Raw genomic sequence first — 11,812 nt, 5'->3', positions numbered from 1 at the left:
CTCGGCAAGTCTCGCGCCAGCGCACCGCGCTGACCTGAGACCTCCCCACCGGGTGCCGGCGCGGTGCGCCCACGCGAATGACGCACACCCGGTGTGAGCGCTCCCCGCGCACGCGAGCGCGGGTCTCCGGAGGGGCGCGCTCACGTCAGCGCACCGCGCTGACGCACACCCCAGCGGCGACGGCTACTTCGTGCGGTCGAGGACCGCGAAGCGGAAGGTGTAGGTGGCGTCGAGCGTGTCCTCGAGGCCCGTCACGTTCTTCTGCGCGAGGACCGTCTCGGTGCCCTGGAGCAGCGGGATGATCGGAGCCGCGGTCGCGGTCAGTGCCTGGATCTGCTCGATCGCCGCGATGCGCGCCGCCGGGTCGGTCGCCGTCGCCTCGGTGTCGATGAGCGCGTCGACGGCGGGGTCCGAGTATCCGTTGGCGACGGACGCCCCGGTCGTCGAGTACGCCGAACGCAGGAAGTTGTCGGGGTCCGGGTAGTCCGGGAAGAACCCGAGCTGGTACGCCGGGTAACCCGACTCCGGGTTCAGCTCCTTCACATAGCTCGTCCACTCCGTCGACTGCAGGTCGACGGTGAACAGGCCGGACTCCTCCAGCTGCGACTTGATGAGCGCGTACTCCTGGTCGGAGTCGGGGCCGTAGTGGTCGCTCGTGTACTGGATCGGCAGGGCGACCGGGGTGCTGACGCCCGCGGCCGCAAGGATCGCCGCGGCCTTCGCCGGGTCCGGTGCGTCACCGTACGCGGTCTGGAACGCGGGCGTCGCACCCGTCTGCCCGTCGAGGACGACCGAGTACGCCGGCGCGTAGGTGCCCTTGTAGACCTGGTCGGCGATCTCCTCACGATCGACGAGCGACGCGACCGCCTGCCGGATGGCGAGCTTCTGTGCGTCGTTCGCGCCCGGCTGGGTGTTCAGGTTGAACGTGAGGAACCGCACTGAACCGCCCGGCCCCTCGACGACCTGCAGGTCGGAGTCGCTCCTGAGGTCGGCGACGTCCGTCGCGGTCAGCGAGCGGTAGGCGATGTCGACGTCGCCCTTCTCCAGGTCGAGCCGCAGGTTCGACGCCGTCGTGTACGGCTTGAGCACGACGTGCTGCGTCTTCGCGCGGGTCCCGGAGTAGCGCGAGTTCGCCTCGAGGGAGAGCAGCCCGCCCGCCTGGTAGCTGTCGACGGCGTAGGGGCCGGAGCCGATCACGTCGTCGTCGCTCAGCAGCTCGTCCGCCGGGAAGACCTCTTCGTCGACGATCGGCCCGGCCATGCTCGTGAGCACGTAGGGCCAGGTCTGGTCGTTCGGGACCGTGAGGTGGAAGACGACCTGGTTGTCGTCTCCCTCCTCGACGCTGTCGAGGTTCGCGAGCAGCGGCGACGGGCCGTTGTCGGCGGCGATCTCACGGACGCGGGTGAAGGAGTAGACGACGTCCTCGGCCGTGAGCGCGTGGCCGTTGGAGAAGGTCAGCCCCTCCTTGACGGTGCAGACGTAGGTGGTCTCGTCGGTGAAGTCGCACGATTCCGCCGCGTCGGGGGCGGGGACGACGTCGCCCTCGTCGTAGCTGAGGAGGTGCTGGTAGATCTGGTTCTGCGGCGTGAAGGAGCCGCGATCCCAGGCACCGGCCGGGTCGAGCGAGACGATCTGATCGGTGGTGCCGATGACGAGCGCGGTGGTCGTGGTGGTGCCGCCCTGGGCCGTGCACCCGGTGAGGGCGGCGACGACACCGAGGCCGATGGCGACCGTGGCGAATCTGGCGGATCGGTTCATGGAGCGGTTCCTTCGGGTGACTGCGGGGGTGCTGATGCTGATGGCGCGACAGGGACCGCGTGTGCGGCGAGCGCGAACCTCGGGTGCGGTTCGGCTCCGTCGACGAGATCGGCGATGAGGCGTCCCAGCACCGGGCCGAACTTGAACCCGTGACCGGAGAATCCCGTCGTGACGATGATGCTGTCGATCCGGTCGATCACGAAATCCTCGCTGGGGCTCAGATCGTAGAGGCAGCTGATGGTATGGGGTGCGGACGCGTCGACGCCGGGCACCCATTCGGCGACGTAGGCGGTGAGCCGCGCGAGTTCCTCGGGTTCGGCGAGGCCGTCGCGTTCGTCGGGATGGACGTGGACGGCACCGCCGTGCAGCCCGACCTTGACCCCCTCGCCCGGCGTCAGCAGGCCGTACACACTCGACCCCTCGGCGGGATAGTGGACGAAACTCGGCCAGGCGTCGGCGGCCAGCTCGCTCGGGAAGTGGGCAGGCTGGACCTGCGTCACGACGATCTCGGGCAGCGGACGGCCGACGCTGCGAGCGAGCGCGCCGACGAGGTCGGGCGTCCAGGAGCCGGCCGCGACGACCACGTGGTCCGCGACGACGTCGCCCAGCTCGGTGCGGACGACGGCGCCGCCGACACCGACGGTCCGATCGGTCGACTCGGTCGGATCGACGCCCGTCACCCGCAGGCCGAAGCGCAGGGTCGCTCCTGCCACCTCGGCGAGGTCGAGCAGGGCCTCGATCGCCTCGGCGGAGTACAGTCGCCCGCCGGTCGCGTGGTGGAGGACCTCGCGGTCGAACCGCAGTCCGGGCCAGCGGTCGCTCGCCTGCTCCGGGGTGAGGCGCTCCGACGCGATCCCACCCCGGGTCATCGCCGCCTCGATCGCCGCGAGCATCTCGGGGCGGCCGTGGTCGAGCGCACCAGTGAGGTCGAGCAGTGTCCGCCCGCTCGCCGATTCGAGCGCCCGCCAGGCCGCGAGCGCCTCCGAGGTCAGGGCGACGTAGTCGTCGGCGTCGTAACCCTGACGGAAGATGCGGGTCGCGCCATGTGAGGAGCCGTGCTCGTGACCGCGCGGGTACCGCTCGAGAAGCAGGACGTCGCGGCCCTGCTCTGCCAGCGAGCGTGCAGCCGCCGCACCGACGATCCCGGCGCCGATGACCACGACCTCGGCGCGCGCCGGCAGCGCGGTCGGCGTCGCGTCCGCTGCCGGACCCGGCGCGGTCATCGGCCCGACTCCGCAGGCAGGCCCGACTCCGTCGTCGCGCGCGTCGCTGCGGTGGCGCGCGCGTCGACCGCCCGACGAGCCGGCATCGCGGCGGCCACGGCGGCCTCGTCGGCGAACGGACGGGACGGGAATCGACCGGGCGCGTACCGCGACGCGTCAACGAAGGGGCTCTCACCCGTGACCATCAGTTCGGCGAGCATCCGACCGAGTCCGGGGCCGTGCGTGACGCCGGACTCGTTGTCGCCGGCCACGACGTACAGCCCGTCCAGCTCCGGTACGGGCCCCGCGATGAAGCGGCGGTCCGCGGTGTACGACACGATCCCCTGCACGGCTTCGGCGTCGTCGACGACGGGCGCGGCGGCCGGGATGAGCTCGGAGATGATCGGCGACAGGTGCTCCCGCATCGCATCGACGAGGTCGGGGCGGTCCGGGCGACGGTCCGCCGGGCTGTCGTGCACCGCGAGCGCCTCGTAGCCGACGCCGTTGCCGTAGGTGAGACCACCGAGGTGCTCCCGGATCCACAGTCCGTCGAGTTCCGGGATCATGAGGGTCGGCACCTCGCCGAGGCCGAACGGAGCGGTGGTCAGGCGGCTCGCGATCACCCGTGCGAACGGCAGCACGCGGTCCGTGGCGGCGAGGAGCTCGTTCGTCCAGGACCCTGCGGCGAGGACGACCTCGTCGCCGAGGATGCGCTCGCCGGCCGCGGTCAGCACGCCGACGGCTCGGCCACCCTCGGCGAGGAGATCGACGACGGGCGTGTGCTCGACGATCTCGACGCCCTCGGCCCGGGCGAGCGCCGCGAGCGCGAGTCCGGCGTCGGGCGCGCTGATCTGGATGCCGTCGGGATGGATGAACGCCCCGACGATGACCTCGGGGTCGAGACCCGGAACGAGCTCGGCGGTCTCGACGGCGGTCAGCAGCCGGGCGTCCTCGGGACGGAGCGGGTGCTCGGCGAACGGCAGCAGGTGGTCGAGCACGGCCTGTTCGGTGAGGGCGAGCCACACGTTGCCCGTGTTCCGCAGCCCGATGTCGTATCCGGACGCGTCGAGCCCACGGTAGAAGTCGAGGCCCGCCTGCTCGAGGGCGAGTTCCGACTCGTCCCAGTACCAGGCGTAGCCCGCCGCCCAGAGGCCGACGAAGCCCGCGCCCGCTGCGGTCGTCGCACCGGCGGCGGTGCCCGACTCGAGGACCGTCACCCGTCGACCGGCGCGGGCGAGGTGGACGGCGGTCGCCAGGCCGAAGAGGCCGGCACCGACGATGACGGTGGTTGCGGGGCGGGGGTCGGTCACCCTTCGAGGCTAGTCACTCGCCGTCCAGGAGCCGACCATCCCGTCGCAATCCGACACCCGCCGCGTCCCTCGCCGGCGGATTCCGCGTCCCCGACTCAGGAGGTGCGCGGCGCGCCGGGCCCGTCAGCGGTCGACGCGCCGGAGCACTCCTGAGTCGGGGACTGGGACGAAACTAGATGACGCCCTGGGCGAGCATCGCGTCCGCGACCTTCACGAACGCGGCGGTGTTCGCCCCGACGACGTAGTCGCCCGGCCGGCCGTAGCGTTCGGCGGCCTCGTAGGCGGCGCGGTGCACACCGTGCATGATGCCGCGGAGTTTCACCTCGCTGTCGTCGAAGGACCACCGCTGCCTGGCAGCGTTCTGGCTCATCTCGAGCGCCGAGGTCGCCACACCACCGGCGTTCGCCGCCTTCCCCGGGCCGAAGAGGACGCCGGCCTGCTGGAACACCCGCACGGCCTCGGGCGTCGACGGCATGTTCGCGCCCTCCGCGACCGCGATGACGCCGTGCTTCACGAGGGCGATCGCGTCGCGTTCGTGCAGCTCGTTCTGCGTCGCGCTCGGCAGCGCGATCTCCCCCGGGACGTCCCAGACGCTGCCGCCGGCGACGAAGTGGGCGCCCTGACGGCGGGCGGCGTACTCGGAGATCCGGCCGCGCTCGACCTCCTTGATCTGCTTGAGGAGCTCGAGGTCGATGCCGGCGTCGTCGACCACGTACCCCGAGGAGTCCGATGCGGTGACGGCGGTGCCACCGAGCTGGTGGACCTTCTCGATCGCGTAGGTCGCGACGTTCCCGGAACCCGACACGATGACGCGCTTGCCCTCGACCCCGCGGCCGTCGACGGCGAGCATCTCGTCCACGAAGAACACCGTCCCGTACCCGGTCGCCTCGGTGCGCACCTCGGCGCCGCCCCAGCCGACGCCCTTGCCGGTGAACATGCCCGACTCGTGACGGTTGGTGATCTTCCGGTACTGGCCGAAGAGAAATCCGATCTCGCGCGCGCCGACGCCGATGTCGCCGGCCGGGACGTCGGTGTGCTCGCCGAGGTGGCGGTAGAGCTCGTTCATGAAGCTCTGGCAGAAGCGCATGATCTCGGCGTCCGATCGCCCGTGCGGGTCGAAGTCGCTGCCGCCCTTCGCACCGCCGATGCCCTGTGCAGTGAGGGCGTTCTTGAAGATCTGCTCGAACCCGAGGAACTTCACGATCGACAGGTTCACGCTCGGGTGGAAGCGCAACCCGCCCTTGTACGGGCCGAGCGCCGAGTTGAACTGGACGCGGAAGCCGCGGTTCACCTGCACCCGATTGCGGTCGTCGGTCCACGGCACGCGGAAGACGACCTGCCGCTCGGGTTCGACGAGACGTTCGAGGATGCCCGCCTCGAGGTACTCGGGGTGTTCGTCGAGCGCCGGGCGGATGGACTCGAGGACTTCGAGGAGCGCCTGGTGGAACTCGGGTTCGCCCGCGTTGCGCCGCAGGGCGGCCTCCGCGACGGCGTGGACGGGGTCGGTGGACGTGGTGGTGCCGGTCACTGTGGTGCTTTCTGATCGGCCGACCAGGCGTCTCCGGCTGTCGCTCGACGGTGGTCGGAGGCAGTGGAGCGCGACTCGCCGGCGGGGAGGTACACGGGCCGTCGTGGGGCCTCGGCAAGCCTGGCAGCCGCGATAGATATCCGTCAAACGTCGACTAGACGAGCCCACCGGACCGGTGGGACGACGACCTAGAGGTGGTCGTGCTCCGCGGCCTCGCTCGGGATGATCGGGATCGCGAGGGCCGGCAGCACCGCGACCGCGAGGAAGGCGAGCGGATAGCCGACCAGCCCGATGAGCGCACCGACCGCCGGGCCGACGACGGACGCGGCGATGAACTGGCCGGTGTTCTGCGCTCCCAGCGCCCGCCCGGCCCAGGTGGGGCCGGCCATCTCCGCGACCGAGGTGAAGGCGAGCCCGTTGTCGGCGACCGTCACGGCACTGGCGACGACGAGCGCGACGGCGACCGCCACCGGCCACTGCAGCAGCCCGACACCGGCGAGGAGCAGCATGACGACGACCGCCGACACCGCCACCCAGCGCAGCGGTCGCACCCGGCTGCCGACGCGGTCGCTCAACACCCCGACGCCGATCCGGCCGATCGCTCCGACGAACTGCGCCACGCCGACGAGCACGCCCGCCGCGAGTGCGTTCCAGCCCTGATCGGTGACGAGCCACACCAGAGCGAAGGTCGTGAGGGTGAACTGCGGCACCACGAGCAGGATCGACACGGCGTGGATGCGCCAGAGGAAGCCGTCGCCTCGATAGGGGTTGCGGGGTCGCGCGGCCACGGGGTTCGGCGTCGTCTCCGTCGGGACCGGCTTCGGCACGACGATCCGTGGCGGATTCCGGAGTCCGATGGTGCAGGCCACGGCGAGGACACCCGTCGCGACGAGCGAGATCACGAGGGCGGCGGAGATGCCCGACGCCGCCGCCACGGAAGGCACCGTCACAGCGGCCGCCGTGACGCCGAGGGGCTGCGACATCTGACGGATCCCCATCGCGAGACCGCGGCGGTCCTTCGGGAACCAGCCGACGACGATCCGGCCGCTCGCCGAGTTCGTGCTCGCGGAGGCGGCGCCACCGAGCAGGAGCAGGATGCCGAGCGGACCGTAGCCGAGCGAGGGGATGAGGCCGTCCGCGGCGATCGCCCCGGCAGCGGCCAGCGCGGTGAGGGCGAGGCCGCCCGCGATGACGATGCGCTCGCCGACGCGGTCGGCCAGCCAGCCCCAGGCGATGAGCGTCAGCACCATGCCGAGCGTGGGGGCTGCGGCCAGGACGCCGGCCTCGGCGAGCGACATGCCCCGCTCGGCGTGCAGGAGCGGGATGAGGAACGCCGGGGTGCTGACGAAGAGCGTGCCGGCGGTCTGCGCGGCGACACCGAGCCCGAGGACGGTCCAGGCCCGACCGGCGTTCGGCATCGGTGGACGCGCCCCGCGCGCGGTCGCCGGGGCCACGGGGGCTGGTGTCGATCCGGTCATCGTGCCGCTTCCTGCGCTGGGTGTCTCCCACTGCTAGCATGACGGTACACCATTTTGGTATACCAAGAGTCACCGGCCGGATCGGGAACACGGATGAGCACTCCGACGCAGACCACGCAGCTCTACGAGCGCCTCCGCGGGGCGATCCTGACCCTCGACCTCGCGCCCGGTCAGCCGCTCACCGAGCGGGGGCTCGAGCAACGCTTCGCGGCGTCACGGACACCCGTACGCGCCGCACTCACCCGGCTCGAGGCCGAGGGACTGGCGCGTCGGGACGGCCGCGGCTGGATCGTCGCGCCCATCGACCTCGAAGAGATCGGCCTCATCGCCGAGGTCCGTGAGGCGCTCGAGACCGCCGGCGTCCGGCTCGCCGCCGAACGCGCGACCGAAGCGCAGCTCGCCGCGATCCGCACCCTGCTCGACGAACCCCGCCCCGACGACGAGCACACGGTGCTCCGTGTCGGCGGCGACTTCCACGAGGAGCTCGCGGCACTGTCCGCGAACCACCTGCTCGCCGAAGGGGTGCGCGGCGCGATGGTCCGGCTCGCCCGTACCCGCTGGCTCGAGGTGCGGACGCCCGAGGCCCGAGAGCAGGCCGCCACGGAGCACCGCGCCATCCTCGACGCGGTCGCGGCGCGCGACCCCGAGCGCGCGGCGGACCTCGTCGCGCGTCACATCCGCGGGACGAACGAGCGGCTCATCGCCTCGCTCACCGCCGACCAGCGTCGCCTCCGCGGTCACGGGGTCGACGTCGTCAGCTGAACCGCGGCGACACCGCGTCGGCGCTCACGACTCCTGCACCCCGCCTCGAATCCCGCTGACACGCCGTCCCCGAGCTCGGACACGGACCGACAGCAGGAGTTGTGCGCGAGCGCGACGGCTCAGTGGTCGAGCGGCTCCGCCGACAGCAGCCCGCGCAACCAGTCGCGAGCCTCGATGAACACCTCGTCGTTGTAGCGGGAGTGGTAGTCGACGGCGGTGCGATCGGCGCTGGGATACGAGCCCAGGAAGATCACGTTCGGGCTGAAGCGTCGGAGCCCCAGCAGGGCGTCGGCCATCCGTTCGTCCTCGATGTGTCCGAGGGCGTCGATCACGAAGCGGTAGCGTCCAAGCGCGTCGCCGATGGGCCGGGACTCGATGAGGCTCAGGTTCACGCCACGCGTGGAGAACTGCTCGAGCATGCCGAGCAGCGAGCCGGACTCGTCGTTCGGCAGCTCGACGATGAGGCTCGTCTTGTCGGCTCCCGTCCGGGCCGGGATCTCCCGTGAGCGACAGACGACGACGAAGCGGGTCACGGCGTTCGGGTTGTCGCCGATGTTCTCCGCGAGGACGTCGAGGTCGTAGTGGTTCACGATGCCGGGCGGGGCGACCGCGGCGTCGGCGGTCGAGGTGCCGTCGAGCAGGGAAGCTGCGGCGGCGACGTTGCTCGACGCGGGGATGTGTCCGTGCGAGGGCAGCTTCGCGTCGAGCCAGAGGTGGCACTGCCCGTAGGCGACGGGGTGCGCATTGACGACCGAAACGTCCTCCAGTCGCGTTCCGGGGCGGGCGACGAGTACGAAGTTCACCGGCACGAGCACCTCGCCGACGATGCGGAGACCGGGCATCGTGGCGAGTGCGTCCTGCGCCACGGACACACCTCCGTCGACCGAGTTCTCGATGGCGATGACCGCGGCTGTGCTGCGGCCCTCGAGGACGTCGCCGAGCGCCTCGCCGACGTTCGACACGGGCTTCCAGATCTGGCCCCTGGCCTCCTCGACCTGGCCCAGCGCCACCTCGGTGAACGTCCCGCTCGGACCGAGGAAACTGTAGCTCCGGGGGGCGTCGTCGGCGGGTGCGGCTGGCATGCCTCCGAGCGTACCGTGTGGTTCGCGACACACCCTTGGACGACCGTTGACTCCCATCCAGGTCACATTCGGGTGATTTCCAGGAAGATCGGGTCATTTCGGCCTCGATACCCCCCGTTTTGAGCTGTTCAAATCACGCCAATACCCGCCACAATGGATACAAGGGTGTATTGAGCGCTGCCGCTCGTCTCGGGAAACGAGTTCACGGCCGTTCGTCTCCCCGATCTCGATGCGTGATCCATGTCGCGCGAGGCTCCACCCGACGGGCTGAGACAGGAACAGGAGTGACGTGACGAGTGTCTTCACCGACGCCGCCCCGCGGTCCACTCCCCGACTGAACCTGGCGAGCGGCAGCGAGGCCGCGTTCAGCCTCGGCTCCTCCTGGAGCCTCCCGTCGTTGTCGCTGCCGGCCTGGGTGCACCGGCCGATCTCGGCGGCCCGCGCGACACTCGTCAAGTCGATCGTCATGACCGTCGCGATCGCCGCGATCCTGGCCGGCGTCGTCACGGTGACGCAGACCTCGACCGCCGGCGCGAGCGCGATCTCCGCCACCGACTTCGCACCGGCGGCCTCCTCCGTCCCGACGATGACGGCGGCCGCCTTCACCGCCGCCTACGCCGGGGATCTCGCCGCGGCGGCGACGGCACTCACGACGATGTCCTCATCGCAGGTCGCGCAGCTCTGGACCGAGCTCGCCCCCGGGTACCGCGCACTGCTCATCACCGGCTACCCGGCGGTCATCGGCAACCTCGAGGGCGTCGCCTACACGGACCGGGCGACGGCCAACGTCTCCCGCCTCGCCGGCCTCCTTGCCGACACCGAGGCGAGCTACCGCTCGCTGACCGTGAGCAGCGACCAGGTCGACGGGCAGGCGGACTCGGCAGCCCTCGCCACGACCCTGTCGCGCCTGGACGCGATCAAGCTGCTCGTCGACCGGTACACACCGGACGCGATCGCCGCCCGACTCCAGCCGGAGTACCTCATCACGTTGCAGGCGGGCGGCTCCGGACCCCCGCGGGTCGCGGTCGCCGTCGGAGACGTGGACACCGCCACCTACGTCACGGTGTTCGTCCCCGGGATGAACAGCAGCGCACTCGAACTCGACGACTACCTGCGCGGGGCGAAGCGCATCCAGACCGCCGCAGCAGACAGCGCGGTCATCCTCTGGATCGGCGGACACAGCCCGAGCGCACTCGAGGTGCCGTCGAACGACCGGGCGGTCGAGGGAGCTCCACTGCTCGCCGGGGTGCTCGCCGGATACGACGCCGTCCGCTCCGCCCACGGCGTCGCCTCGCAGCTGAGCGTCGTGGCGCACTCGTACGGCACGGCGACCGCCTCGCTCGCGTTGGCGTCCGGCGACTACCACGTCGACGACTTCGTCATGCTCGGTTCGGCCGGTATCCCGACGGAGATCGGGATCGACGATCTGCACGTCCCGGCGAGCCGCGTGTACGCCTCCCAGGCGAGCGCCGACACCCTCGCCGGTCTCGGCCAGTTCCTGTCCGGTCGAGCCGATCCTGCGACGAGCTCCTGGGGCGCGACCACCTTCGGCTCCGACGGTCTGACGCTCGGCGACGGCGACCACCTCGGCGCCGTCGACGGACACAACGCGGTCGGGTCGAGCAACGCCGACGACCGGGGCAAGTACCTCGGGCCGGCCACCGAGAGCCTCTACGCCATCCAGCGCATCGTCACGGGTCAGGCCTACGCGGTCGCCGACCTGACGACGCCCGGGTCGCCCCACCAGCGCGGCCCCGTGCCGGACGCCGCGGGCGCCGGGGAGGCCGCATCCACGACGGGCGCCTCCACGACCGCCTCCGCTTCCGCCTCGGCCGCGGCGCTCCTCGCCACGCGCTAGTCGACGGCCCTCCACAGGCACCCGGACCAGCGTCCTCTCCACAGATCCGCGTCGGCTCACTCCTGCGCCGATGGAACGCGGTAGCGTCGTTGACATACCGACATACGCCTTCGTAGGCTCGGCTCATGCGCACGACCATCCGACTCGCCGACGAGTTCTACGAGGCCGTCCGCGAGCACGCCTCGCAGGAGGGGAAGACCGTGACCGCCTACATCGAAGAGGCCCTGCGCGCGAAGCTGGCGGCCGCGGCCGCACCGCCCGAGCGGGAGCCCTACAAGGTCGTGCCGTACGGCGGAGGAGGACCCCGCCCAGGAATCGACCTCACGAACAACGCGCAACTCGAGGACATCATGGACGGTTTCGAGTGAAGGTGGTCGACACCAACGTCCTCATCGGCGCGTTCCGACCCGATTCACAACACCACCGCACGCTCGCAACCTGGTTGGAAGATGCCGTCCGATCGAGCGAACCCCTGGGTGTCAGCGAAGCCGTGCTCGCGGGGTACATCCGGATCGTGACCCAGCGTCGGATCTTCGTCGATCCCACTCCGATCTCCGTCGCGCTCGAGCAGATGCAGCGACTCCGCGACGAGCCCGGCGTTCAGGTGGTCCGCCCTGGCCCGTCGTTCTGGACGATCTTCACCTCGCTCTGTGCAGCGGTCGAGGCCCAAGGCAACCTCGTCGCCGACGCGGCCCACGCCGCACTCGCGATCGAACACCGGGCGACCTTCGTCACGCTCGATCGCGACTTCGCGCGCTTCCCCGACCTCCGCTGGGAATCGCCACTCGCCACGGGTCAAGCGCCTTCCTGACATCGGTCGTTCCTGCCAGACTG

10 protein-coding genes are annotated in these 11,812 nt (G+C 71.0%); 4 read left to right on the top strand and 6 right to left on the bottom strand.

The features are described 5' to 3' along the window. Positions 1-183: 183 nt before the first annotated feature. The 5 genes from ITJ66_RS13500 to ITJ66_RS13480 all read right to left on the bottom strand — a co-directional run bounded on the left by ITJ66_RS13500 (position 184) and on the right by ITJ66_RS13480 (position 7,276). A complete protein-coding gene (locus tag ITJ66_RS13500) occupies positions 184-1,758 on the bottom strand; it encodes an ABC transporter substrate-binding protein (RefSeq protein WP_194644942.1) in 1,575 nt (524 codons plus the stop codon). After that, complete coding sequence (locus ITJ66_RS13495) at positions 1,755-2,981, bottom strand: FAD-dependent oxidoreductase (RefSeq protein WP_194644941.1); 1,227 nt, start codon at positions 2,979-2,981, stop codon at positions 1,755-1,757. Before ITJ66_RS13495 ends, ITJ66_RS13500 begins: the two co-directional genes overlap by 4 nt. Then, on the bottom strand, positions 2,978-4,270 hold the full coding sequence (locus ITJ66_RS13490; protein ID WP_194644940.1) for an FAD-binding oxidoreductase: 1,293 nt from the start codon (positions 4,268-4,270) through the stop codon (positions 2,978-2,980). Before ITJ66_RS13490 ends, ITJ66_RS13495 begins: the two co-directional genes overlap by 4 nt. 172 nt (positions 4,271-4,442) lie before the next feature. Then, positions 4,443-5,798: an NADP-specific glutamate dehydrogenase gene (gene gdhA, locus ITJ66_RS13485; RefSeq protein ID WP_064296885.1), complete on the bottom strand. Its 1,356-nt coding sequence runs from the start codon at positions 5,796-5,798 to the stop codon at positions 4,443-4,445. Positions 5,799-5,986: 188 nt separating this feature from the next. Then, positions 5,987-7,276, bottom strand: a complete 1,290-nt coding sequence (locus tag ITJ66_RS13480) for an MFS transporter (protein WP_370582655.1) — start codon at positions 7,274-7,276, stop codon at positions 5,987-5,989. A gap of 93 nt (positions 7,277-7,369) precedes the next feature. Here ITJ66_RS13480 and ITJ66_RS13475 point away from each other — a divergent pair, with 93 nt between their 5' ends. Further along, on the top strand, positions 7,370-8,038 hold the full coding sequence (locus ITJ66_RS13475) for a GntR family transcriptional regulator (RefSeq protein ID WP_137244136.1): 669 nt from the start codon (positions 7,370-7,372) through the stop codon (positions 8,036-8,038). A 119-nt stretch (positions 8,039-8,157) separates the two neighbouring features. Here the strand turns inward: ITJ66_RS13475 and pheA are convergent, their stop codons facing one another. Beyond that, the gene (gene pheA / locus ITJ66_RS13470; protein ID WP_194644939.1) at positions 8,158-9,120 is read right to left on the bottom strand and encodes a prephenate dehydratase; all 963 of its coding nucleotides are present in this window, start codon (positions 9,118-9,120) and stop codon (positions 8,158-8,160) included. A 289-nt stretch (positions 9,121-9,409) separates the two neighbouring features. Between pheA and ITJ66_RS13465 the strand changes: the two genes are divergently transcribed. From ITJ66_RS13465 to ITJ66_RS13455, 3 genes are all read left to right on the top strand, one after another. Beyond that, entirely contained in the window at positions 9,410-10,978 is a 1,569-nt protein-coding gene (locus ITJ66_RS13465) for an alpha/beta hydrolase (RefSeq protein WP_194644938.1), read from the top strand. Positions 10,979-11,103: 125 nt separating this feature from the next. Continuing rightward, a complete protein-coding gene (locus ITJ66_RS13460) occupies positions 11,104-11,346 on the top strand; it encodes a ribbon-helix-helix protein, CopG family (protein WP_124767583.1) in 243 nt (80 codons plus the stop codon). 2 nt (positions 11,347-11,348) lie between these two features. Next, complete coding sequence (locus ITJ66_RS13455; RefSeq protein WP_229939705.1) at positions 11,349-11,789, top strand: TA system VapC family ribonuclease toxin; 441 nt, start codon at positions 11,349-11,351, stop codon at positions 11,787-11,789. Positions 11,790-11,812 lie beyond the last annotated feature (23 nt).

The organism is Plantibacter sp. VKM Ac-2885, from assembly GCF_015351205.1.
Taxonomy (GTDB): Bacteria; Actinomycetota; Actinomycetes; order Actinomycetales; family Microbacteriaceae; genus Plantibacter; species Plantibacter auratus.
Note: the sequence above shows the minus strand (reverse complement) of the source record. Positions and strands in the feature narration are given on the sequence as shown.

Excerpts from the sequence above, each read along its gene's own strand:
- ITJ66_RS13480 (WP_370582655.1), bottom strand. The coding sequence starts at position 7,276 with ATGACCGGATCGACACCAGCCCCCGTGGCCCCGGCGACCGCGCGCGGG.
- pheA (WP_194644939.1), bottom strand. The coding sequence starts at position 9,120 with ATGCCAGCCGCACCCGCCGACGACGCCCCCCGGAGCTACAGTTTCCTC.
- ITJ66_RS13475 (WP_137244136.1), top strand. The coding sequence starts at position 7,370 with ATGAGCACTCCGACGCAGACCACGCAGCTCTACGAGCGCCTCCGCGGG.
- ITJ66_RS13460 (WP_124767583.1), top strand. The coding sequence starts at position 11,104 with ATGCGCACGACCATCCGACTCGCCGACGAGTTCTACGAGGCCGTCCGC.
- ITJ66_RS13495 (WP_194644941.1), bottom strand. The coding sequence starts at position 2,981 with ATGACCGCGCCGGGTCCGGCAGCGGACGCGACGCCGACCGCGCTGCCG.
- ITJ66_RS13500 (WP_194644942.1), bottom strand. The coding sequence starts at position 1,758 with ATGAACCGATCCGCCAGATTCGCCACGGTCGCCATCGGCCTCGGTGTC.